We start from the raw sequence: 23,833 nt of genomic DNA, 5'->3' as shown, positions 1-23,833 counted from the left end.
CAAGCACAGGACACACAGGTGAACCATGGTTGAAGTCCAATTGCAGGTCAACGGCGCGGACGTCCGGCACGAGGTGCCCGACAACACGCTGCTGGTCGAATTCCTGCGCGAGCACTTGCGCCTGACCGGCACGCACGTCGGTTGCGATACGAGCCAGTGCGGCGCGTGCACGGTCCATCTCGACGGTCATGCGGTCAAGTCCTGCACCGTGCTCGCCGCGCAGGCGAGCGGCGGGCAGGTGGTCACGGTGGAAGGTCTCAATGCGCAGTGCGGCGGCAAGCTGCACCCGGTGCAGAATGCCTTCGTTCAATGCCACGGCCTGCAATGTGGCTTCTGCACGCCGGGCATGATCATGGCGAGCGCGTTCTATCTGCGCGAGGAACCGGCGCTCGACCAGGCGAGCATCAGCCACGCGCTGGAAGGCAATATCTGCCGTTGCACCGGTTACGTGAACATCATCGAGGCGGTTCGTCACGCGGCGCGCGAGATGTACCCCGATGCGCCGTTCGCGCGTACGGAGGCACACCCGTCATGATCGGCAAACCGATACCTCGCGTCGAAGACCAGCGCTTCGTCACCGGCAACGGGCAGTACACCGACGATATCCACGTCGACGGACAGCTGCACGCGGCATTTCTGCGCTCGCCGCACGCGCACGCGGTGCTGCGTTCGATCGACACCAGCGCGGCGAGCGAAGCGCCCGGCGTGATCGCGGTGCTGGTCGGCCAGCAGTATCTCGACGACGGCTTCCAGGGCATCGACCATGTACCGAATCCCGTCGATGCGGTCGACGCGACGAAGAAGGCCTTCCTCACCTCGCTGACGGGCTCCATCTTCAACCAGCTTCATCTGCCGCTGCCAGTCGATCGCGTGCGCTACGTCGGCGAGGCGATCGCCATGGTGATCGCGCAAACGCCGCAGCAGGCGCGCAACGCATCGGAGCTGATCGAGGTCGATTACGACCCGCTCGACGCCGTCATCAACGGCCACGACGCGCTGCGGCCCGAGGCGCCGCAACTGTGGGACGGGGCCCCCGGCAACCTCTGCTTCCAGACGCAGATCGGCGAGCGCAACGCGGCCCGCGAGATCATCGCGCGGGCCGATCACGTGGTACAGCGCGAGTTCCATCACAGCCGGCTCGTCAATTGCCAGATGGAGCCGCGCAGCGCAATCGGCGCTTACGACGCGGCCACGGATGCTTACACGCTGATCTCCGGCAGCCAGGGCGCCGTGCGCCAGCAACTGTGCCTCGCCGCCGCGCTGAAGGTGCCCACCGCGCGCCTGCGCGTGGTGTGTCCCGATACCGGCGGCGGCTTCGGGCCGCGCTCATTCGTCTACGTCGAGCAGTTGGCCGTGCTATGGGCCGCGCGCCGCATCGGGCGGCCGGTCAAATGGACCAGCGATCGCAGCGAAGCCTTCCTCGCCGATTACCAGGGACGCGATGCGATTATCCGCTCGACGATCGGCTTTTCGAAAGACGGCCGCATACTTGCCATCGACAACGAATGGATCGGCAACGTCGGCGCGCATACGGTCTCCTATGTGCCGATGTCGAACGGCACGCGCATCATGACGACCGTCTACGACGTGCCGGTCGCCGCCGTGCACGTGAGCGCGGTGCTGAGCAACACGGTGCCGACGGCGCCGTATCGCGGCGCAGGCCGTCCCGAGGCGACGCATGTGATCGAGCGCATGCTCGATCTCGCCGCCGCCGAACTGCGCATCGACCGCGCGGAAATCCGCCGCCGCAATCTCGTGCCGCACGACAAGCTGCCCTATCGCAGTCCGATGGGCCTCACGTACGACAGCGGCGACTTCGCGCGCAACATGGCGCGCGCCCTGACGCTCGCGCAATGGGACAGCTTCGAGGCACGCCGCGCGCAGTCGCGCGCGAACGGACGGCTGCGCGGCATCGGGCTTGCCAACTACATCGAGTCGCCGGTCGGCGCGCCGCGCGAACGCATCGAGCTGACCGTGCGCACGGACGGCAGCGTCGATATCGTGTCGGGCACGCAATCGACGGGCCAGGGCCACGAGACCACCTTTGCGCAGGTGATCGCGCATCATCTCGGCGTACCGATGGAAGCCGTCAAGCTGCGCACCGGCGACACCGCGTTCGTGAGCGTCGGCGGCGGCAGCCACTCCGACCGCACGATGCGGCTAGGCGGCATGCTGCTCGTCGATACCGCGCAGCAGATCATCGCCATCGGCAGGCAGGTGGCCGCGACGCTGCTCGATGCGGACGCCGCCGGCATCGCCTTCGCCGACGCCCACTTCACGGCGCCATCCGGCGGCAAACGGGCGAGTCTCGCCGACATCGCCCGGCACGTCGCGCAGCACGGACTGCCCGGCGACCCGTCGCTCAGAAAGCTGTACGCCTGCGCGGAGGTCAACACGCGCGTGCCCGCGCATCCGACCGGCGCGGCCGTCTGCGAACTCGAGGTGGACCCCGACACCGGCATCGTGCAACTCGTCAACTACACCTCGGTCGACGACGTCGGCCAGCCGATCAACCCGCTGATCGTCGAGGGCCAGGTGCACGGCGGTCTCGCGCAGGGCATCGGCCAGGCGCTGTCCGAAGGCTTCTACGTGGACCGCGAAACGGGACAGGTGCTGACCGGCTCGTACATGGACTACGGCATGCCGCGCGCCGGCGTGATCCCGCCGCTCAACGTCGAGCTGACGGAAGACCCGACCCACGGCAATCCGCTGCGTGTCAAAGGCGGCGGAGAAAGCGGCATCACGCCGGCCACGGCGACGATCTTCAACGCGCTGGCCGACGCGCTCAGCGAGCACGGCAGCGACGAACTCGCGATGCCGGCCACGCCGAAGGTCATCTGGGAATACATTCATCGCGCACAAGGAGGCGCTCATGTCGACTGAATCCATCGCTATTCGCCGTGAAGGGGCGCTGCTCGAAGTGGTGCTCGACAGGCCCGGGAACGGCAACCTGATCGACCAGGCGATGAGCGAGGCGATCATCGCCGCCGTCACCACGCTCGACGACGAGACGAAGCTCGTGCGCATCGTCAGCAGCGGCAAGGACTTCTGCAAGGGACGCCAGTCGCCGATGCCGCCCGCCGGCGCGAAGCCGTCGGCGGAAACCTTGCGCCGCGTGGTCGCGGCTCCGCCGCTCGCGCTCTACGACGCGCTGAAGGCCGTGCGCGTGCCGGTCGTGGCCGTCGTGCGCGGCGAGGCGATCGGCGTGGGCTGCGCGCTCGCGGGCGTTTGCGACGTCGCGCTCGCCGCCGACGACGCAGTCTTCCAGATTCCCGAAATGGAACGCGACATTCCGCCGACGCTCGTGATGTCGGCGCTGATCGGCCGCGTGCCCGTCAAGACGGTGGCGCACATGGTGTTGAGCCGCGCGCGGCTCTCCGCGCAGGAAGCACTGACGGCGGGGCTCGTGAGCCGCGTCGTCGCGGCGGCCGCGCTCGACGCCGAAGTCGCCGCGCTAACCGAAACGCTGCTCGGCTGCAGCGCGGTCACGCTGCGCGCCGTCAAGCAGTTCCTGCAGCTCGCGCCGGACATGTCCGACGCGGGTTCGAGCGGCTTTGCCGCCCACCTGGCGGCCACCGCGCTGTCGGCACGCTTCTGAGCGCTGCCGAGCGCTGCCGATCTCCACGCGCCCTCTCGCGCACAAGGACACAACATTGAGACCCAAGACCCTCATCGCTTCAACCGCGCAAGGCGCGGAGCTGCCCGACCTCGAACGCTTCCGGCTGCGGCGTTTTCTCGAATCGCTCGACGCGACGGAACTCGAACGCCATGACGAACCGGTCGATCTCGCCGACGTCGCCGGCATCATGGAAGGCAATCCGCGCGCGGTCTGGTTCGCACGACCGTCGGGCGGCGCTGTCTCGCTCGCGGGCAGCGTGGCCGCGAGCCGCTCGCGCCTCGCCCAGGCATTCGACACGACGCCCGGAGGGCTGCTCGAAACCGTGCGCGACCGTCTGCGCACCAAAGGCAAGCTCGTCGAGGTAAGCCGCGCGCAGGCGCCCGTGCAGCAGATCGTGCTGACCGGCGACGACTGCGATTTCACGGCGCTGCCCGTGCATCTGCAACACGATCTGGACGGCGCGCCGTATATTTCGGCGTCGATCGATTTCGCCGTCGATCCCGACACGGGCTGGACCAATGTCGGCATTCGCCGGCTGATGCTGCGCGGGCGCCGTACCGCGGGCATCGACCTCGTGGCGCCGTCCGATCTGCGCGCGATCTCGATGGCCCATTCGAAGCGCGGCGAGCGCCTGCCGATCGCCTTCGCGGTCGGCACGCATCCGATCGACCACGTCGGCGCGACCATGCGCATTCCCGCCGACGAACTGGAACTCGTCGCGGCATTGCGCGGCGCGCCGCTCGGCGTCGTCAAATGCGTGACCAACGATCTGCTCGTGCCGGCCGATGCGGAATTCATTCTCGAAGGCTATCTCGACGAGCGCGGCCACGCGGAACCCGAAGGACCGTATGGCGAGTTTCTCGGCTACTACGGCGGCATCAAGACGAACCCGGTCTTTCATCTGACGGCCATCACGCATCGCAAGGACGCCGTGTTCCAGACCTGCACGATCGGCGGGCGCACGATGGCGCGCACCGATACGGCGCAACTGGCCGCGCTGCGCACCGAAGTGACGGTATGGCGCGCGCTCGAAACGGCCGTGCGCGAAATCCGGGCGGTGTATGCGAGCCCGGCCACGGGCGGCATGTTCAACGTGCGCGTCGCGATGCAGCAGCGCGTGCCCGGCGAAGCGCACAACGCGATCGCCGCCGTGTTCGCGTCGCTCGCCAACGTCAAGCACGTCTTCGTGGTCGATCCCGACATCGATATCTTTTCCGACGAGCAGATGGATTGGGCGCTCGCCACGCGCTTCCAGGCCGATCGCGATCTCGTGATGCACAGCGGCATGCGCGCGATGCCGCTCGATCCGTCGCTGGCCGGTGCGGCGGTGACGGCCAAAGTCGGCTTCGATCTGACGTTGCCGCTGCTGCGCCCGGGTGAACAGCGCAATCTCGAACATCGCGTGCCGACGCCGCCCGCGCTCACGGGCACGCGCTTCGATTCGCTCGAAGCCGCGCTGGAACACGGCCCCAAGCGCTTCACCGAACTGATGTCGGCGACGGGAACCCGCGACGGCCGCGAAGTCGTGCGCTGGCTCGAAGATACCGGCGCGACGCGCGCGATCGTCCGCGACGAGGAAGGGCGGTATGCGTTTGCGTGAGCGGGGGTGAGTCTGCGGGAGTCGGGTCATGTCCCTCGGGTCATGACTCCCGGGTCATGACCCGGCTCGCCCGGCACCGCGACGCGGCGGCGGTTGCGCCACGCCCGAGCGCCGCGTCGCGGCACACGCCTGCCGCGAGTCGGGTGTTGTCCCGGTCGCGGATAACCCTGCGCGGCGATAAAATCCAGGCAGCCCTATCGTGCCCTGCTTCAAGGATCGCCGCAGATGAATCTCTCCCTCAAACAACTCAAGGTCTTTCTCGGCGTGGCGAACGCATCGAGCTTCACGAAGACCGCACAAAGCATGCACCTGAGTCAGGCAGCGCTGAGCGCGATCATCCGCGAGCTCGAAACGCAGCTCAATTGCCGGTTGTTCGAGCGCACCACGCGCACTGTCGCATTGACGGAAGCGGGCCGGCTGTTCTATCCGACGGCGATGAAAATCGTCGAGACGCTCGAGAAGTCCGTGGTCGAACTCAACGAGCTGGGCCGGCAAAAGAAGGCATCGCTGCTGCTCGGCTGCACGCCGATGATCGGCGCGAGCCTGATGCCGCAAGTGCTGGCGCGTTTCGCCGAGATCGAGCCGCACGCGCAGATCGAACTCGTCGACCGGCCGCCCAGCGAGTTGCTGAAGATGGTCGAGGAAGGCGATCTCGACGCAGCGTTCGGGATCTTCTTCTCGCAACTGTCCGGCATCGATCGCGTACCGATTTTTCCGACCCGGCTCGTCGTCGTGTCGTCGGCGCTTCATGGTGCGAACGGCATCGGCAACGTGCCGCGCGATGGCGTGCCGTGGCGCGCGCTCGAAGGGTTGCCGCTCATCACGCTGCCGAAGGACAACCCGCTGCAACGGCTGATCGAAGCATCGCTGTCGAAGGAGGACGTGACGACAGGACGGCGCACGGTCGTCGGCCATTTGCAGACCGCCATCGCCATGGCGCACGAAGGACTCGGCGTGGCGATCATGCCTTCGTTCTGCGAACATATCTGCCGTCACTATCAGGTGCGTATCGACGCGATCCGGCCGGAAGTGGAATTTTCGTTCTATCGGATCACGCGCAGCGGCCGCGATACGCTCCCCGCTCTCGATCAATTCACGCAGATGTTCGCGGCGGCGGCCCAGTTGAGTCCGCTAGCCCAGTTCACCGATCCGGTTCATTGACGCGGAGCGCCGACCCGGTTCTTCGACCCGATTCTCCGGCTCGGCGCTCCGGACAATGCGGCTCACGCCCGGCGAGCCGCGCATGACTCAGACGCTTCGCGTCCCTATGCGAAACACGCGGGCCCCGTTTCGGCAGGCGATGCCATGCCTCGCGCCGCTTTCGCCACCGCGACCTGCGACGAGGGCGACATGGCGACGCCGTTCTTCACCGCCGTCACTTCCGCCAGAATCGATACGGCGATCTCGGGTGGTGTCCTGCTGCCGATATAAATCCCAACCGGCCCGCGCAGCCGCGCCAGTTCCGTCGCGTCGAGATCGAACTCCCCGAGCCTTTCGCGCCGTGCCGCGTTGTTGCGTCGCGAGCCCAATGCGCCGACGTAGAAAGCACGCGTTTTCAACGCTTCCATCAGCGCGAGATCGTCGAGCTTCGGATCATGCGTGAGCGCGATCACCGCACAACGTTCGTCGAGCTTCATGTCGAGCACGGCATCGTCGGGCATCGAACGGATCAGCGTGGTGCCGGGCAGATTCCATGCTTCCGTGTACTCTTCACGCGGATCGCACACCGTCACCTGATAATCGAGTCCGACCGCGATGTTGCACAGGTAGCGCGACAGTTGCCCCGCGCCGATCACGAGCATCCGGTAGCGCGGTCCGTGTATCGTCACGAGACGCTGGTCGTTGCAGTCCACGCCGTCGGTCATCCGCGCGGGGCCGAGACGCGCGGCGCCCGTTGCCATGTCGAGCGTGCGCGCCACGAGACGCCCCGACTCGACGGCATAGCACAGCTCGGCGATACCGCTCGCCTCCGTCAGCGGTTCGAGCACCAGTTGAATCGTCCCGCCGCACGGCAGGCCGAAACGATGCGCTTCGTCGGCCGTGATGCCATATTTGACGACCTCGGGCTTCGTCTTCTCAATGCCGCGCCGGCGCACGCGATCGATCAGATCGTCCTCGATGCAGCCGCCGGACACGGAGCCCACCACGGTGCCGTCGTCGCGCACCACGAGCATCGCCCCCTCGGGCCGCGGTGACGACCCCCACGTCCTGACCACCGTCACGAGCAACGCGCGATGCCCCTGTTCGAGCCATCGCGCGCTCGATTTCAATACTTCGAGATTGACACTGTCCACTAGCGATACCTGAATCGTCGTGAATCGACGACAGGTAGTTTAATGGTCGGTTTCAACAAGGAGAAACGGGGAATATCGATCAAGCGATCGAAAATGCTGAAGAGTGGCATCGGCTATTTGCCGATCGCGGCCAAGCAAGCCGGCACTCACCCCAGACGCAGCCGCCCTGCCCTTGACATCGGGCAGCATCGGCTGCGAATGGAGCACACTGCCTGCACCTGCACGCGCCGATCAGTTGTCCGGATGATTCGCCGTGAAGCTCGTAAATGCACTGTAGGCCGGATTCAGCGGAGAACCGTTGAGCATGATGCCGTACGTCTCGTCGCCGCTATCGAGCACGTAGTACATCACGGCCTGGATATTGTGCGTCTTGCGGTTCTGATAGAACTCGCCGAGCTGCGTCGTAATGTAGTTCGCACGATAAGTCTCGGTTTGCTCCGGCCCCGTGTTCCATTCGCTGATGATGAACGGCACGCCATAGCGGGCCTTGCAGTAGATCGGCAGATCGAAGCCCGGACCCGCGCCGTCCGTGCCGATGGAAAACGCATCGCCGTACACCTCGTAGTTGTGCCACGTGGTGATGTCCCAGCGCACGGTCGGATAGCCGCCGCTGCCATCGGGCTGCATGCCGTCCCACAACGCATCCGCGGCGCCGACATCGGCCACGCAAAAGTTGATGGCGCATTGCGCGGACGGCTGCACCGACTTCACGCCGTCGATCATGCCGCGCATCACGCCGCGCATCACCGGCCAGTTCGCGTTGTTGAAGTCGGATGCTTTCGTCCCGGCATAGGTGAAGCTGACCACGGTCGCGTTCTGTCTCGTCAGCTCGTTGCCGCATTCGTAGAGGGTCACGCCATACGGCTTCAGTGCGCTGGCGATCGTCCGGGCCACCGTGTAGCCCTGGCTATAAGCCGCCGACTCGCCATTCAGCAGATTGTTGTTGGCGTCGTACACCCCCTGATTGATCATCACGAGCAACGTGATGCCGGCCGACTGAAAAGCCTGCGCGAGATTGACCACCGCATTCAACTGGGTCGGATCGCTGCTGCAGCCGACGCGATAGCTGGTGCAGCCCATGCCCTTCAGAATCGACACGAGTTGTTGCGGCGTGTAGGCGTAGTCGGGGTGACCGTTCATGCCATAGAACATGCCGGGGGACTGCGTGACCGCGAGGCGCGGATCGCTGCAAGCCAGCCATTGGGCGGCGACGTCCGCATTGACGTAGTACTGGCCGCCGGTTCCGCAATGCCAAACCTTGCCGCCGTACCACAGGACGAGCGACACGTTGTACGTGTTGCCGACCGGCGAGCCGTTCCGGTAGATAGAGCCGTTGACGAGCGTCCAGATCGCGCCCGCCTTGTCGATGATGTACGGCGACGCCGGCAGCGTGGTGCCGTCGGCCGAGGTGCCGCCAAGGCGCGGATCGTTGCAGGCCACCCAGTTCGAGCCAGTCCATTGGTAGAACTGACCACCGGTTCCCTCGTGATAGATACTGCTGCCATACCACAGGACGAGCGTGACGTTATAGGTGTCCTGAGCTTTCTCGCCGTTGCGATAGACCGATCCCTGCGACAGCGTCCAGACGGCGCCGGTGTTGTCCGTGATCGACGTGGCGGGCGGAATGGAGATGCTGCTCGCGGCGTCCGCGTTCGCGCGTGTCGCCGGATTAGCCGCGGTGCCGGGAGAACTGGAAGAACCCGATGAGCCAGGAGAAGCCGAGGCATCCGAAGTCTTGCCGCTACCGTCTCCGGATGCGCCGCCACCGCCACATGCGCTCAAAAGATAGCTTGCACTGAGTGCCGTCAGGCCGCCGATAAATTGACGTCGTTTTACCATGTGGAGTAATGTCCAAGGTCGGGAAAAATCCCGATAAAAAGGCTGAAAGGTATTTGCTGAGATTCGGACCGACAGTGCAAAAAGGCTTGAGGAAATAACTCGTCAACCCTTGAAAGCGCGCTGTCCTGAAGTGCTGGGAACGCACATCTCTGATGTCCGATTGGACCGGGGCTCGCGAAAACCGCTTTTCGCGATGGTCCAGATTGACAGGTGCTGGTGCGCAAGTGCTCGCGACTACAAACTCGCGAAAACTTTACCGATTACAAAATAAAAGTGTCATTTTACGGAAAAATATTCCCATAAACGCTGCAACCGGCGTAAATCGTACCCCGAACATGCCGAGCAGCCTAGAAAAAACGACAGTTGCATCCCAAAAAGGTTATATCTTGCTCAGAATGAAAGAGCTCGCAAAGATTCGTACTATCAACAGAGGATCAGAAGTCTGATACGCGCGAAACTTTCGGACTTCGACCCTGTATAGTCGGCGGCGGACAGCGCGGATGCAAATTGAGGATCGGTCTGTTATGGCCTATTCAATGTATTTGTGTGGCGGATGGGTAGGTGCAGTAGCGAAATTCGTAATCGAATTGAATTGAAATGAGTGAAAGAAATTCGCTGCCGGTGGAAGAGGTCATTCATTTGGATGCCTGTCATTCTCGCCGAGTTGCTTGAGCAATTCGGCAGCGGCCCGATGGCAGCAGAAGCGATCAATGCGGCGGCGCAGGCCCGACAAACGTTGAACGGGCAACCTTCGGCTACCATGGCGGCCGGAGTAAATAAAGCCGCGTGGACCACGCCGCACCCGATATGCTTGAAAAACTACGCAGCTATTACGAACAGGAACTCGGTCTGCTCGGCAACCAGCTTGACGGATTCGGCCGAAAGTACCCCCGGGCCGCCGCGCGGCTAAGTATCTCTGGTAGCGACTCCGAAGACTTGTACGTGCAACGGCTCATGCACGCGTTCGCGTTGCTCGCCGCGCGCGCTCGCCTGGAACTGGAAAACGGTGCACCGCAATTTTCGGGAGCCCTGCTGGATATACTGCACCCGCATTACCTGCGCCCCTTTCCCGCCAGTTCTATTGCGCGTCTTGAGTTTGTCGAGCCGCCATCTGCGCCGGTTGTCATCAAGCGCGGGACACCACTGACGAGCCCCGACGGCGGGCTGCGCTTTCGCACGGCGTACGACGTAACGGCTGCGCCTTTCCGCATTGCGGATGCGCGCGTGTCTCCTGGCACGGTTGCGCCAAACCGCGCCAGCCTGTCGCCCGACACCACCCTGATTGTGTCCATTACGTTCGAACCATCGAGCGTGGGAATGGGACTCGCCGCTGCCATGCCGGGCGTCGTCCGCATTCATCTGACCGGACAACCTCAGACTGTCGCGGCACTGAGCGACACACTGCTGCTGCGCACACGGCAGGCATTCGTCGAAGCTGACGGCTCAGGACACTGGACGCCGCTCGATCGTATTCCGCTGACGGCGGCAGGTTTTGCGGCCGAAGACGCGCTACTGCCCGACGACGGCCCCGCCGAATCATTCGTGCGCCCGTTGCTCGAATACACCGCCTTCCCGCAGAAGTTCGACTTCGTCGATATCAACGCCGCCGCGCTGCTGCGCTCCGGCATGACGCGCCATGCTCGTCGCCTCACCCTGCATCTCACCGCCAGCCTGCATCCCGACAGCCGCCCGGCGCAAGCCCTCGCCGGTCTGTCGCGACACCATTTCCGACTGTTCTGTACGCCTGTCGTCAACCTGTTCGAGCAGGTAGATGTGACAGCCCGGCGCGAAGAACTCCTCGTCGAATACCCGGTCGTGCCAGTGCCGCAAAAGCCTTCGACCCACGAAATCTACGCGATCAACAACGTCCGCGATGCGGTGGGCGGGAAAGTGATTCCGCCTTACAACGCACTCGCACACACGATAGCGAAACCAGGCCCCCCCGGACGTTACTGGCTGAAGCGAACCGATGAATATCAGGCCCGCAACCATCCGGGTCACGAAACGTCACTGATCCTGCTGCAGGAAGACGGAAAAGCGGCCAAGCAATGCCCCGAGCAAATCCAGATCGACGTGACGTGCACCAATCGCGATCTGCCCGCGCACCTGAGTATCGGCGACCCGGCCGGGGACCTGCGCAATGAAAAGGGTTCGGTGGCGAGCCGGGTCACACTGCTGCGCAAGCCGACGCACACGTTCCGCCCGGTGAACGAGGAAGATGCGCGCATGCGCGTCATTGCGCTGACGACGCCGAATCCGACCCAACTGGGCGCCGAGGGATGGGCCGAACTCACGCGAATCCTGCGTCAATGCATGCCGCCAGGCGCGCAGGTGCAGCACGTTGATGCAGTGTCGTTTGTGCGCGGGAGAAGGTTGCAGCAGATGTTTCCCGGCAAGCCGAATTCGTCAATCGTATCGGGGCTGGAAATCACGCTCTCACTCGACGAACACGCGTTCGCCGAGCACAGCATGGCTGCCTTCATCGGTGTCATCGACCGGTATTTTGCACGCTACGCGCCAACGACCAGCTTTACGCAACTCGTCGTGCTTTCGAAATCGAACGGCTCGGAGATCCGGCGCTGCCCGTTCCGCGCCGGGCGCCTGCACCTGCTGTAAGGCTGTCAGATCAGGCTTGATATCAGATGGCAGCCGCACGTTGCCCGGTGACCGTGCCGGGCAATCGGAATACCATTGTCCTTCATCGTTGGATCGCCTTCCTCGATCACGTTTGGCGACACGTCGGGATGCTGCGGACAGGAGACGCGGTCTCCCTTGCGCGCGACATAGCGTCCCTCGAAGCGCATGCTTGTTGAGCCGGTTTCTACCTTGCCGCCATGGTCGGTGTCGTCGTCGATACGTATTAAATTCATCATATCGGCCACTATTTCTCGAGAAGAGTTTTCAGATAATCAACTCGCTGTTTGGTGATCGTAACGAGACAGTCTTTTGTAATTAGGCTAGAGCCAGCCCCTTGAGATTGCGAAGCCTCGACTGCAATATAAACATTGCACTGCTTTTCCCTATAATTGAGCCAAGCCTTCTGCGATTGCTCAAACTCACTCTTGTATTGCGTGGTCGCATATAGCTTCTGATAAATCACATTAAGTTCTTTCTTTGATTTGTCAAGATTAAAGTTTGCACAAGACAAATCATCATATACATTCCCACCGCCGGCGCACGCTTCAGCAAACGAACTTAGAGGCAGCAATAGAAACACCCAAAAAATTATTTTTTTCACAGAATCCTCAACAGATTAATGATTGTATGACTCTGGAAGCTCTATGGCATACGGAGTTGGCCTAAAAGGCATCAGTCCTTGCGTTGTTCCGTGCACATGAACCGCATGCCCCGCCCCATACCTGTACCCAGTAATGTTTGCTTGATGCGTGACATCTTCAACCCACGCTCTTGTTGCGTCCGAGGCCTCATCTAAAACATACGGATTCGCATAACTCAGATTATTTCCAACTAGAGAAGCTCCCCCGTTAGCCCTATCTTGCAAGTGAGCGACAACCATAGCCCTTACCCTCGAAGGAACTCGACTCTCGGGAACATTCTGCACACTCCCATAAGCACTCGGTCTCGGAGCATTAATATCTGAAAATTGCCATCTTTCATTAATTACACCTCTAATAGTGCCCCAGTTTTGACGCCCAGACATCACGCGGTTTAATATGGTGTCAACAACCGCCCCAGCCTGCTTTCCTAAATTGTCGTCATCCAAGCTCGTTGCAACCTCAGTTGCGGTTACTTTAATCAGATCATCTACATCTTGATCAGACAATCGAAGAATTCTTGTTTGATCACCATTTGATGAAAAATTCCCGACGATTCCAACCGGATGGAAATGCCACGGCGTCGGGTCTTTCGGGAAACCCTCAATCCCTACTGCCTGATCCCACCACTGCAGCTTCCCGATTCGCTCGATCTCCGACTTCCACAGCCATAGTAGCTTTTTCATCAACGGCGAAAGTTCTTCCCACTTGCCGAGACCGCCGCCCCATTCGCTCTCAGATCGCACCACCAGATGTGAAATTGCGTCGGCCATCCACGGCGTTTCCTGCGCGTGCTGCAACTCCTGCGCCGTCACCTTGCCATCATGGTTCGCGTCAATTGCCTTCTCGAGCCGGGTGATTAAGTCCCCTGCATTCACCATCAAGGCACTCGGTTCAAATTCCGACTTGTCTTCGCCAACCAAAAACTGTTCCGATGCGTAAATGTATCGCTTGAGCATATCGACAGGCTTGAAGCTGCTATTGTCGACCAGTTCGAAGCCCGGCCAGTCCCACGGACCACACATCCGAGTAAGCGGGTGATTATCTTCGCACACCCAGCCTTGCCGGGTTGATCCGTCCTTGGCTCCGATGGTGATGTTCCACCAGTGGTTGCCCTTGTCGTCAATCGCGAGATTACCAGCACCCAGCTTGCTCAGATCGACGCGCCTGAATACATCGCGGAAGTCCGCGCCCGGCCCCTTCGCGTTGGAAAAACTCAGCGGGAAATTTGTCCATCCCCTGACGACAGCAGTGGTCGTCGTGTTCGCGAGTTTTGCGTCAACCCATAGTTGCCGTCCGTCTGTTTGATCCAGAGTGTGACGGCCTGCAGCATCAGCGCACCGAGCTTGATCTGCGTGTCGTAAGTCGACGCCGCATCGACGGTCACCTCGTAGTTGCGTCCGAGCCGGGCATTGATCTTGGCATACAAAGGAACCAGCCAGTCTTTACCAACCGGCGTGTCGAGTTTGGCAAGACGATCGGCTTGCGCGTAGCCGGTGTTCAGCGCCGTGTCCAGTGCCTGGGAAGCCATGCGTTACCCCGTTCGTGCTTGAATTGCGCATTCGGCCACTGCAACTGCAAGTGGCCGGCACCGCGTGTTTTATTCGATGAAAAAGGAAAATTTGACCGGATAATCTGTCCGTCGGCAAATAAGACAAAGCAGCGAAAAACCCTGCCTCATCGCGCAGGGATAATATCAAAACCAGTGTTGCATGACTGTAGAGCAATGATGATTCTTGACAGTTACGGCATCGGCACATCCAGTTGATGCAAGTGGCATTTATTTCGCGTCCAACCGGCCGGTGCAAACGGGAATATCGAAGCGTCCTTTTTGAGGCCTGTCACCGGTATCCGACTATTCCAGATGGCGTATCCTGAATCGGAGAAATGCAGTGACCTATATGAATTGCCCCATTCACATCAATAGCTTCCGGTCCAGCACTCAACGCCCGATATGCACGGCAGATACTCCGCCATTTAACAATCCCTATTGTCCGGCACGATTCAGTGCCTCAATTCTTCGATAAAATCCCACTGCGGAAATCAGGTGCGAGATGAAGAATTCAAGCGAATAGAACGTGATGGACGCAGTGAATATCGCGAACTATTCCACTCGCACCGGCCAATAAAATCATGCAGCATCGAAAATTTGCCTTTCTCACCCCATGTCTGCGCTCGCGTCTGATTCAGATCGCGATGTTGTATGCGATACCCGCCATTACCCATGCCGACTGCATAGACGATGCGGCATCGTTTCAACACGTCAACGTGGGTCTCATGCGTGCCATTGCCCAGGTCGAATCGGGTACGCAAACCCACGTCATTAACCGCAACAGCGATGGAACGTTCGATATCGGACTCATGCAGATCAACAGCTCGTGGCTGCCGCGGCTCGCTCGCGAGGGCATTTCGGAGCAGAGCCTGTTCGATCCGTGTACGAATGCGTATGTGGGCGCATGGATACTCTCGGAGAATATCCGGCAGTACGGCCCGACGTGGAGCGCGATTGGCGCCTATAACGCATCGTCGCCCGAGAAGCGGCTCGCCTATGCCCGCAAGGTGTACGCCACCGCGCAATCCATCGCCAGCTCGCCGGACTCGCCCATGCCCATTCTTCCGCCGTCCTATGTTCCGCCCGAAACGTACAACCCTTTCGCGCCCCTGGAGGTCAACCAGGTCAAGATGAGCGCGCCGCGAGGTGTGCAAGCCGCACCGGCTCCGGCAACGGCGGCGTCTGCCGTTGCGCCGGCTACGCCCGGCTCCTATAACTTCGGCTGGACCATAACCGGAGCGGATGCGGCGAAACCCGTGCAGGTTTTCGACGACGGAACCAAGGTCTACGTCCAGTTCGGCGACCTGAAACACGTGCCGGCCATCTTCGCGGATACGCCACGCGGACGTGTCGTGCTGCGCTGGGAAGCGCAACCGCCCTACGCGATCATTTCGTCGCCGGAGCGCAAGCTGATCTTCCAGATCGGCTCAGCCGAAGCTATTGCACAACGGACAGCCGTTGGCGCAGCAACTGGAACGGCGACTGCGCAGGCGCAGGCCATGGCGGCATCGGCAGCCGGCGTGGTTGCTGCTTCGAAGACCGCTGCGGCGCGCGGGGCAGCCGGGGCGTCGACGGATGCACTCTGGTACATCACCACGTCGTCAACGGCCAAGACAGCCCCAATACCTGCCGCGACTTTGCCTGCGCCGCAGGCCACCATGGGGACGCCGCAGGCTTTGCCGGTGAGCGCACAGCAAACGGCGCCGCAAGCGGCACAAAGGACGGACGCCAGCCATATGCCGGCATCCAAGCCACCGGCAGCCTCCCCCGGAACAAGCGCCCTGTGGTACGTCACGAAGTGATCCTCCGCAGCGTAGAAACGCGGGGGCTGCGGTGCCATCGACCTGACGGCGTTCGAGTGTTCTGAGTGACGGGGACAATTCCATCTGAAGGCATGTCGCGCCATCACCCGTGAGATGCAGGCAAGCGCATCCGCACAATGAGTCGAAGCGACCCCACATCTGCATTCGCGAATAGGGGTGACGGTTTGCTAGCCGGCTTGATAACCGATTGCTGAGCCGAAAAACAAAAACCCCGTCAATCATTGGATTGACGGGGTTTTGATGTTCTGTCCCGGTGGACCTTGAATGACGAAAGTGGGCAATTCGTTTACGCTATAACCCTCTCGTGACTGGGTACCCGTAGGACTTGAAACTCAGGCCGAGCGGCTCAATGCCAGACTGGCATCCGTCGCAACAATCCCTATTCTGCGACGGAGCAAAAATCAGGCGCAAAACCGTCGCTTTAATCGGAATTTGCGCGACCGCGTAAATCCCGTTCTATTTGAGCATCGATTGCACTGTCGCGAGCTGATGACTATGGCCGAGAAATTAACCATCTGGACGCTTGATTGGGTACCCGAAGGCCCCCGTGGATTTGTGCGCGACCTACGTTTGCGATGGGCTGCGGAGGAAGCAGGCCTTGCCTATGATGTGTGCTCTATCCCGTTCGAGGGTCGCGAGACAAACCATCTCGACCGTCAGCCTTTCGGGCAGGTTCCGTTTCTGACGGATGGCAATATCGAAATCTTTGAGAGTGGCGCGGGGCTGCTGCATCTTGCCCGAAAAAGCGAAAAACTCATACCGCGCGATCCTGTCGGAGAAGCCCAAACGCTTCAATGGACGATCGCCGCACTCAACTCGATCGAGATGGTGTCAGTTCCCTGGTGGTTCCTGGAAGTGACCGGCGCTAAGGACAACGGTCTAACCGGCTGGCTGGAAAGCCGCCTCGACCACATGGAGCGCATCCTCAGGGAGCGAGAATGGCTGGCCGCCGACCGGTTCACTGTCGCGGACCTGCTGATGGCCGATGTTCTCCGCGTTGCAAAAGTTCGCTCTTTCGGAAATCGACCGGCGGCGGAATCCTATGTGGCTCGAATCACGGAGCGCCCCGCGTTCAGGAAAGCCTATGCCGATCAGATGGCGCACTTCGCTGCGGCAGGCAAGGCCCGGCGCTAAGCTTTTGACCGCTCTTTGTCGCGGAAATCCTGAGTGAACGCGCGCCCTTAAGCAAGCCAAGGTGAGGTACAGGAAGCCATACCGGACCCGGCATACGTACGCGTCCATGATGCTTTCAGCGGGAGAGCATCCCATGTGGGTAGCTCGACAGATGAGGCACGCTAATCAGAACACCGCGGTACGTATTGACGCACGTTGGATGCCAGGCGCGGGCCCAGATGCAGGAGGTAGAGCGGTGGAAAAATTTGCAGCGGACATGCTGCGATTGCCGTGCGATTCAGAGCCGAAACAAGCCCCAAATAGCTGAATAAATCGCAGCGTGATTTTAGAGCCTTGATTTATAAGGGTACGCTGGCGGAGAGAGGGGGATTCGAACCCCCGATAGGCTATTAACCTATACACGCTTTCCAGGCGTGCGACTTAAACCACTCATCCATCTCTCCGGCGGGGAGCCGAATTATAGCAAACTTCGCGCCTTCCGCTACACCCCTGCCCCACGTCCTCGCAAACCGCCTAAGGATGGCGAATATAGTCCACTAGCGCGATCGTATAAGCATCCGCTTTGCGATCGATCAGACTCACCCCGATCGCCACCAGAAACCCCGCCGGCACGCCGAACACACCTGAGCTGATCGGCTCGATGCCGAACCAGCGCGCACCCGTGAAGCCCGTCATCTGCGTGAAGAACGGGTAGGTCGAGACAATGTAGTAGATGCACACGACGAGCCCCGCCACCATGCCCGCCACCGCGCCGAGCCGCGTCGTGCGTTTCCAGAACACGCCGAGCACGAGCACCGGGAACAGGCTCGACGCCGCCAGCGAAAACGCCGCGCCGACGAGGAACAGGATGTTCCCCGTATTCAACGACGCCACGTACGACGCAAACAGCGCCACCCCGAGCAGCAGAATCTTCGAGATCGTCACGCGCCGCTGGCTCGACGCATTCGGATCGACCATGTGGTAGTACACGTCGTGCGACAGCGCGTTCGCGATCGTCAGCAGCAAACCGTCGGCGGTCGACAGCGCCGCCGCCAGCGCCCCCGCCGCGATCAAGCCCGACATCACATACGGCAACCCCGCGATCTCGGGCGCCGCCAGCACGACCATGTCCGGCTGCATCTGAATCTCGCTCCAGCGCACGATGCCGTCGCCGTTCGTATCGGCGAGGCTGATCAGGCTCGGCTCGACCTTGCGCCATTGCGTAAGCCATTGCGGCAGATCGGCAAAGTGATGGCCGATGAGACTGGTCAGAATCTCGTACTTGATCAGCACGGCCAGCACCGGCACGGTCAGATAGAACAGCGCCACAAAAAAGAGCGTCCAGCCGACCGAGCGGCGCGCCGACGCAACCGACGTCGTCGTGTTGTAGCGCGTGAGAATATGCGGCAGGCTCGCCGTGCCGAGCGACAGACACAGCAGCAGCGACAGAAAATTACGCACATGCGTGCTGCGGTCTTCGTCGCCGACAGCGGGAAACGGTTCGTGCATCGGCACCGGCGCGGCCGCACGCATCAGCATGTCGTCGCGCTGCTGGGTCCAGACGATCTGCGCGGCTGCGGCATCGCGCGGAAACTGTTCGAGCGCGCGCTCGCGCTCCTTGATCTCGCGCAGCGGACCATTGTGGCGGCGGAGATCCGCGACTTCCTGCGTGAGCCGCTGCTTCTCGTCGACGAACGATTGCGGCAGCATATCGAGCCGCAGTTGCATCAGCGCGGCGCGGCGTCGATAGTCGTCGCGCACGCGCTGTTCGAGCGGCGCGTCGCGCACCTGTTTCTCGAGCCCTTCCATGCGCTCCATCAAGCGTCCGTAGCTGACTTGCGGCACCCAGCCGAGGCCGTCCTTGTGCGCGATCATCGATACCGGGATCAGGATCGCCGCGATCAGGATGATGTACTGCGCGACCTGGGTCCACGTGACCGCGCGCATACCGCCGAGAAACGAGCACACGAGAATGCCCGCGAGTCCGCAGAAAATGCCGACCGCGAAATCGACGCCGATAAAGCGCGTCGCGATCAAACCCACGCCCTGAATCTGCGCGACCAGGTAAACGAACGAGCACAGGATCGCGGCGAGCGCCGCGAGGCCGCGCACCGCGTTGCTCGAAAAGCGCGTGCCGAGAAAATCGGGAATCGTGTAGCGCGCGAGCTTGCGCACATACGGCGCGAGCAGGAACGCGACGAGGCAGTAGCCGCCGGTCCAGCCCATCAGATACGCGAGGCCGTCGTAGCCGGTCGCGTAGATCGAGCCGGCGAGGCCGATGAACGACGCGGCCGAGAGCCAGTCGGCCGCGGTCGCCATGCCGTTGAACGCCGACGGCACGCGCCGCCCCGCCACGTAGTATTCGACCAGATCGGACGTGCGCGACAGCACGCCGATCACCGCATACACCGCGATCGGCACGAACAGGAACACATAGCCGATCCACACGCCGGGCCCCGTGCGGCGCTCGATGCGCCACATCACGTAGACGAACAGCAGGAAGCCGAGCGTATAGAACGCGTACGAGCGGATCAGCCGATGCGTGAGCCGGTTCGCGAGGTTCATCGGCTCAGCGTCCGCGCGCGGCCGGCGCGCTCGCGCCCGCCGTGGTGTTCGCGGTGGAATCGGCGGCGGCCCGCTGCGTCGCGTCCGCTTCGAACGCGCGCTGCAACTGGCGATCGGCGCGCTGCATCAGCACGATATACACGACGATCAGCGCAAGGTAGATCAGGATCGCGCCCTGCGCGCCGAAATAGAACGGCAGCCTGAAGCCCGCGACGCGCACCTGTTCGAGCGCGGGCGCGAGCAGCGGCACGACGAACGACACGATGAAGCCGAGCGTCATCAGCGCGGCGATCAGCGCGAGATTGAAACGCCAGTACTTGCGATGCGCAAGCGCCATCGCCGCCGAGACCGGTGGCGGTTCGGGCGCGGGGTTCAGCGTGGCGTGAGAGGGACGGTGCGGCGCGGCCATGCGCCTATGTATCAAAAAGGTATCGGCGAGGCAATCGGGATTGTCCGCGCGAGGATGCCGGTCAAGCGGGTTGGTTCGCTCCGGCTCGCTTGACCCCGGCTATTCGAATCAGCAGCGAACGGGGCCGCGCATCGCACGCGCAAGCGGATCGACCGGCAGACTGACACCCGCCCGCCGCCCGCTTGCACAGCCCCGCTCATGACATCCCCAACGCCGCGTCAAAGCGACTCGCCGAGCTGATCGAGAATCGCCGGATTCTCGAGCGTCGACACGTCCTGCGTGATCGCCTCGCCCTTCGCGAGCGAGCGCAGCAGACGGCGCATGATCTTGCCCGAACGCGTCTTCGGCAGGTTCTCGCCGAAGCGGATGTCCTTCGGTTTCGCGATCGGACCGATCTCCTTGCCGACCCAGTTGCGCAGTTCGTTGGCGAGCTTCGTGGCCTCTTCGCCTTGCGGACGCGCGCCCTTCAGCACGACGAACGCGCACACCGCTTCGCCGGTCGTCGCATCGGGACGCCCCACCACGGCAGCCTCGGCGACGAGCGGATTCGACACGAGCGCCGACTCGATCTCCATCGTTCCGAGCCGGTGGCCCGACACGTTCAGCACGTCGTCGATGCGGCCCATGATCGTGAAGTAGCCGGTTTCCTTGTCGCGCACCGCGCCGTCGCCGGCGAGGTAGAGCTTGCCGCCGAGTTCCTCGGGGAAATAGCTCTTCTTGTAGCGGTCCGGGTCGCCCCACACGTTGCGCAGCATCGAGGGCCACGGACGCTTCACGACCAGAATGCCGCCCTGCCCGTTCGGCACGTCCTGGCCGGTTTCGTCGACGACCGCCGCCATGATGCCCGGCAGCGGCAGCGTGCACGAACCCGGCACGAGCGGCGTCGCGCCCGGCAGCGGCGTAATCATGTGGCCGCCGGTCTCGGTCTGCCACCACGTATCGACGATCGGGCAGCGGCCACCGCCGACGTTCTCGTAGTACCACACCCACGCTTCCGGATTGATCGGCTCGCCGACCGTGCCGATGATGCGCAAGGTCGACAGGTCGTGGCTCTTCGGATGCACTTTCGCATCGGCCTCGGAGAACTTGATGAGCGAACGGATCGCGGTCGGCGCCGTATAGAACAGCGTGACCTTGTGCTTCGCGATCATCTGCCAGAAACGACCGGCGTCCGGATACGTCGGCACGCCTTCGAACACGACCTGGGTGCCGCCGAGCGTGAGCGGTCCGTACGTGATGTAGCTATGGCCCGTGATCCAGCCGATGTCGGCGGTACACCAGAACACGTCGGACGGCTTCCAGTCGAAGGTCCACTTCAGCGTCTGCGCGGCCCACAGCAGATAGCCGCCGGTGCTGTGCTGCACGCCCTTCGGCTTGCCGGTCGAGCCCGACGTATAGAGAATGAAGAGCGGATGCTCGGCGTCGACCCACTCGGGCGCGCACTGATCCGACTCGGCCTGCGCGAGTTCGTGCATCCACAGGTCGCGCCCTTCGTTCCATGCGACCTTGCCGCCGGTGCGCCTGTACACGATCACGCTCGTGACCTTCTCGCAGCCGCCGAGCGCGAGCGCTTCGTCGGCGATGTTCTTGAGCGGCAAGGCCTTGCCGCCGCGCATCTGTTCGTCGGACGTGATGAGCGCGACGGCGCCGACATCGACGAGCCGTTCGTTGAGCGACTTCGACGAGAAGCCGCCGAACACCACCGAGTGCGTCGCGCCAATGCGCGCGCAGGCCTGCATCGCGACGATGCCCTCGATCGACATCGGCATATAGATGACGACCGGATCGCCTTTCTTCACGCCGCGTTTTTTCAGCGCATTCGCAAAGCGCGATACGCGTTGCAGCAGGTCCCGATAGGTGACGTTGGTGACGGCGCCGTCGTCGGCCTCGAACACGATCGCGACGCGCTCGCCATGGCCAGCCTCGACGTGACGGTCGAGGCTGTTGTACGACGCGTTCAGCTGGCCGTCTTCGAACCACGCGTAGAACGGTGCCTTCGATTCGTCGAGCACCTTCGTGAACGGCTTGTGCCAGCTCAGCGTCTCCTTCGCGAGACGCCCCCAGAAGCCTTCGTAATCGCGCTCCGCTTCGGCGGCGAGCGCCCGGTACGCATCCATGCCGGAGATCGTGGCGCCCTTCGCCGTTTCGGCTGAGGGCGGAAAAACGCGGCTTTCCTGAAGAACCGATTCAATCGCAGACATCGACAGCCCCTTGGTGAAAATAAACGTAAAACCCTGACCGGCGCGCAGGCGCGCCCTATCCTGTTGAAGCCGCAACGAACGACCGTGTGCTGCGATGCCATGCCGCGATGCCGTCACGCGTACCCGTGCGGCAACGCAGCATTCATGCGCGCCATGCAGGCCGGCCGTTGCGCCTGAACGCTGATGTTCAAACATAAGCGCTGCAACTTACCGGCCACTTACGCGCGCGGCTTCGGCACACAGGCGAAAACCCTTAGACGCCGGACGCGGCATGCTGCGTTAGCGCATCGAGTGCTGCATGCGACGAGCACGCCGCATACCGCGGCCCCGCAGGCATGCAACGCTTTGGCCGGGCACCCGCCACGCCGCCGCAGCGCCCCGCCGCAGTTGCTCGTGGTTGCCCGTCCTTCCCTTTACGCTCGCTCGCACGGTCTCTTACAATGCTAACTGAACTAGCCGCCCGGATTCCAGCTTGAATCGCTACGCCCTGCTTCTCATTACCTCGATGCTGCTCGTCGGCAGCAATGTCGGTATCGGCAAATCGATCGTCGCCTTCGTCCCTGTTCCCCTGTTCGCGCTGCTGCGTTTCGTCATCGCAATGGCCGTGCTGGGGCCGCTGCTGCGCGTCGCCAAACTGCGCCGCGTCAAGCGCGATGAATGGATCAACCTGTTTTTGCAGGCACTGTTCGGCACCTTCGGGTTTACGCTGTTGATGCTCAACGGCGTCGCGCGCACGAGCGCGGTCGCGGCCGGGGTCATCACGAGCACGATTCCGGCGGTCGTCGCGCTGCTGTCGTGGCTGATTCTCAAGGAGCGGCCCAATGGCCGCGCGCTCGCGTCGATCGCGCTGGCGATCGCCGGCGTCGTCGTGATCAATCTCGCGCACGCCGACAAGGGCGCGGGCAGCCCGGGTTCGTTCGCGGGCAACCTGATGGTGCTCGGCGCGGTGTGCTGCGAATCGGTCTATATCATCCTGTCGCGCCGTCTCACGCAAACGCTCGCGCCGCTCGACATCTGCGCCTACACCCACCTGTTCGGCCTGCTGCTGATGCTGCCGCTCGGCATCGGCACGTTCGCGCATTTCGACTATCGCGCGGTGCCGGCGAGCATCTGGATGCTGGTGCTGTGGTACGGGCTGTCGGCCAGCATCTTCTCGTTCTGGCTCTGGATGAAAGGCATCCGCCACGTGCCCGGCAGTCTCGCGGGCGTCTTCAGCGCGGTGCTGCCGGTGGCGGCGGCGCTCTACGGCATCGTGTTTCTCGGCGAGCGGCCCACGCTCGCGCACGGCATCGCGCTCGCCTGCGTGATCACCGGCATCGGGCTCGCGAGCCTCAAGGCGAAGCGCGTGCCGCCGGTCGCCTCGTAGCGCCGCCCGCCCGGCGGCCCCGGCGCCGCTCATCTGCCCGCCATGCGGCGGCCGATCCGACCGACGCTGTACAATAGCGCGCCCGATGCGAGTTTGCGGCCCTTCATGGCCGCGCACCGCGTCGTCGGCGCCTGGCCTGCGTGCCGGGTAAGCGCTCGGGCCCGCTGCCCGAGACGC

16 protein-coding genes, 1 tRNA gene and 2 pseudogenes are annotated in these 23,833 nt (G+C 62.6%); 9 read left to right on the top strand and 10 right to left on the bottom strand.

The features are described from left to right. Positions 1–25 precede the first annotated feature (25 nt). The 5 genes from F3J20_RS24400 (at position 26) to F3J20_RS24380 (ending at position 6,380) form a co-directional block, all read left to right on the top strand. Positions 26–535 carry a (2Fe-2S)-binding protein gene (locus F3J20_RS24400; protein WP_167040399.1) on the top strand — a complete coding sequence of 170 codons (510 nt, stop codon included), beginning with the start codon at positions 26–28 and terminating at the stop codon, positions 533–535. Continuing rightward, complete coding sequence (locus F3J20_RS24395) at positions 532–2,883, top strand: xanthine dehydrogenase family protein molybdopterin-binding subunit (protein ID WP_167284771.1); 2,352 nt, start codon at positions 532–534, stop codon at positions 2,881–2,883. The genes F3J20_RS24400 and F3J20_RS24395 overlap by 4 nt, the downstream gene beginning before the upstream one ends. Beyond that, the gene (locus tag F3J20_RS24390; protein ID WP_167284770.1) at positions 2,873–3,598 is read left to right on the top strand and encodes an enoyl-CoA hydratase/isomerase family protein; all 726 of its coding nucleotides are present in this window, start codon (positions 2,873–2,875) and stop codon (positions 3,596–3,598) included. The genes F3J20_RS24395 and F3J20_RS24390 overlap by 11 nt, the downstream gene beginning before the upstream one ends. A 55-nt stretch (positions 3,599–3,653) precedes the next feature. Beyond that, on the top strand, positions 3,654–5,219 hold the full coding sequence (locus F3J20_RS24385) for a UbiD family decarboxylase (protein ID WP_167284769.1): 1,566 nt from the start codon (positions 3,654–3,656) through the stop codon (positions 5,217–5,219). 225 nt (positions 5,220–5,444) lie between these two features. Beyond that, on the top strand, positions 5,445–6,380 hold the full coding sequence (locus F3J20_RS24380) for a LysR family transcriptional regulator (RefSeq protein WP_167040405.1): 936 nt from the start codon (positions 5,445–5,447) through the stop codon (positions 6,378–6,380). 104 nt (positions 6,381–6,484) lie between these two features. Here F3J20_RS24380 and F3J20_RS24375 read toward each other — a convergent pair whose 3' ends face one another. After that, positions 6,485–7,513, bottom strand: coding sequence for an XdhC family protein (locus F3J20_RS24375; RefSeq protein WP_167284768.1), 1,029 nt, complete (start codon positions 7,511–7,513; stop codon positions 6,485–6,487). Between the two features lie 231 nt (positions 7,514–7,744). Beyond that, positions 7,745–9,352 carry a hypothetical protein gene (locus F3J20_RS24370; RefSeq protein WP_167284767.1) on the bottom strand — a complete coding sequence of 536 codons (1,608 nt, stop codon included), beginning with the start codon at positions 9,350–9,352 and terminating at the stop codon, positions 7,745–7,747. 786 nt (positions 9,353–10,138) lie between these two features. On the opposite strand from F3J20_RS24370, the gene tssF reads away from it, so the two are divergent. Further along, a complete protein-coding gene (gene tssF, locus F3J20_RS24365) occupies positions 10,139–11,968 on the top strand; it encodes a type VI secretion system baseplate subunit TssF (protein ID WP_345889918.1) in 1,830 nt (609 codons plus the stop codon). A gap of 5 nt (positions 11,969–11,973) precedes the next feature. Here tssF and F3J20_RS24360 read toward each other — a convergent pair whose 3' ends face one another. The 4 genes and pseudogenes from F3J20_RS24360 to F3J20_RS32245 all read right to left on the bottom strand — a co-directional run. Next, positions 11,974–12,225 carry a PAAR domain-containing protein gene (locus F3J20_RS24360; RefSeq protein WP_167284784.1) on the bottom strand — a complete coding sequence of 84 codons (252 nt, stop codon included), beginning with the start codon at positions 12,223–12,225 and terminating at the stop codon, positions 11,974–11,976. Between the two features lie 8 nt (positions 12,226–12,233). Beyond that, complete coding sequence (locus tag F3J20_RS24355; protein ID WP_167284765.1) at positions 12,234–12,590, bottom strand: lysozyme inhibitor LprI family protein; 357 nt, start codon at positions 12,588–12,590, stop codon at positions 12,234–12,236. A 15-nt stretch (positions 12,591–12,605) separates the two neighbouring features. After that, a pseudogene (locus F3J20_RS24350) lies at positions 12,606–13,916 on the bottom strand (lytic transglycosylase domain-containing protein); the annotation flags it as partial. Continuing rightward, a pseudogene (locus F3J20_RS32245) lies at positions 13,913–14,158 on the bottom strand (hypothetical protein); the annotation flags it as partial. The pseudogenes F3J20_RS32245 and F3J20_RS24350, both read right to left, overlap by 4 nt. A 602-nt stretch (positions 14,159–14,760) precedes the next feature. Here F3J20_RS32245 and F3J20_RS24345 point away from each other — a divergent pair. Both F3J20_RS24345 and F3J20_RS24340 read left to right on the top strand, forming a co-directional pair. After that, the gene (locus tag F3J20_RS24345; RefSeq protein WP_167284764.1) at positions 14,761–15,981 is read left to right on the top strand and encodes a transglycosylase SLT domain-containing protein; all 1,221 of its coding nucleotides are present in this window, start codon (positions 14,761–14,763) and stop codon (positions 15,979–15,981) included. 516 nt (positions 15,982–16,497) lie between these two features. Then, a complete protein-coding gene (locus tag F3J20_RS24340) occupies positions 16,498–17,136 on the top strand; it encodes a glutathione S-transferase family protein (protein ID WP_167284763.1) in 639 nt (212 codons plus the stop codon). A 352-nt stretch (positions 17,137–17,488) separates the two neighbouring features. Here the strand turns inward: F3J20_RS24340 and F3J20_RS24335 are convergent. The 4 genes from F3J20_RS24335 to acs all read right to left on the bottom strand — a co-directional run bounded on the left by F3J20_RS24335 (position 17,489) and on the right by acs (position 22,290). Next, positions 17,489–17,579, bottom strand: a tRNA-Ser gene (locus F3J20_RS24335). Positions 17,580–17,649: 70 nt separating this feature from the next. Continuing rightward, entirely contained in the window at positions 17,650–19,680 is a 2,031-nt protein-coding gene (locus F3J20_RS24330) for a sodium:solute symporter family protein (RefSeq protein WP_167284762.1), read from the bottom strand. A 4-nt stretch (positions 19,681–19,684) separates the two neighbouring features. Continuing rightward, complete coding sequence (locus F3J20_RS24325; RefSeq protein ID WP_167284761.1) at positions 19,685–20,089, bottom strand: DUF4212 domain-containing protein; 405 nt, start codon at positions 20,087–20,089, stop codon at positions 19,685–19,687. 218 nt (positions 20,090–20,307) lie between these two features. Continuing rightward, a complete protein-coding gene (gene acs, locus F3J20_RS24320; RefSeq protein WP_167284760.1) occupies positions 20,308–22,290 on the bottom strand; it encodes an acetate--CoA ligase in 1,983 nt (660 codons plus the stop codon). Positions 22,291–22,762: 472 nt separating this feature from the next. Here acs and F3J20_RS24315 point away from each other — a divergent pair, with 472 nt between their 5' ends. Further along, positions 22,763–23,656: a DMT family transporter gene (locus F3J20_RS24315; RefSeq protein ID WP_167040423.1), complete on the top strand. Its 894-nt coding sequence runs from the start codon at positions 22,763–22,765 to the stop codon at positions 23,654–23,656. The last annotated feature ends 177 nt before the right edge of the window (positions 23,657–23,833 follow it).

Origin of the sequence: Paraburkholderia sp. Cy-641, from assembly GCF_011752945.1 — a bacterium.
In the GTDB taxonomy this organism is placed as follows: Bacteria; Pseudomonadota; Gammaproteobacteria; order Burkholderiales; family Burkholderiaceae; genus Paraburkholderia.
The sequence above is the reverse complement of the archived record's forward strand: the minus strand, read 5'-3'. Positions and strand labels throughout refer to the sequence as shown.

Bases quoted from the DNA above. Each gene is read 5' to 3' on its own strand.
- F3J20_RS24400 (WP_167040399.1), top strand. From the start codon at position 26: ATGGTTGAAGTCCAATTGCAGGTCAACGGCGCGGACGTCCGGCACGAG.
- F3J20_RS24395 (WP_167284771.1), top strand. From the start codon at position 532: ATGATCGGCAAACCGATACCTCGCGTCGAAGACCAGCGCTTCGTCACC.
- F3J20_RS24340 (WP_167284763.1), top strand. From the start codon at position 16,498: ATGGCCGAGAAATTAACCATCTGGACGCTTGATTGGGTACCCGAAGGC.
- acs (WP_167284760.1), bottom strand. From the start codon at position 22,290: ATGTCTGCGATTGAATCGGTTCTTCAGGAAAGCCGCGTTTTTCCGCCC.
- F3J20_RS24325 (WP_167284761.1), bottom strand. From the start codon at position 20,089: ATGGCCGCGCCGCACCGTCCCTCTCACGCCACGCTGAACCCCGCGCCC.
- F3J20_RS24380 (WP_167040405.1), top strand. From the start codon at position 5,445: ATGAATCTCTCCCTCAAACAACTCAAGGTCTTTCTCGGCGTGGCGAAC.
- F3J20_RS24330 (WP_167284762.1), bottom strand. From the start codon at position 19,680: ATGAACCTCGCGAACCGGCTCACGCATCGGCTGATCCGCTCGTACGCG.
- F3J20_RS24370 (WP_167284767.1), bottom strand. From the start codon at position 9,352: ATGGTAAAACGACGTCAATTTATCGGCGGCCTGACGGCACTCAGTGCA.
- F3J20_RS24345 (WP_167284764.1), top strand. From the start codon at position 14,761: ATGCAGCATCGAAAATTTGCCTTTCTCACCCCATGTCTGCGCTCGCGT.
- F3J20_RS24390 (WP_167284770.1), top strand. From the start codon at position 2,873: ATGTCGACTGAATCCATCGCTATTCGCCGTGAAGGGGCGCTGCTCGAA.
- F3J20_RS24360 (WP_167284784.1), bottom strand. From the start codon at position 12,225: ATGATGAATTTAATACGTATCGACGACGACACCGACCATGGCGGCAAG.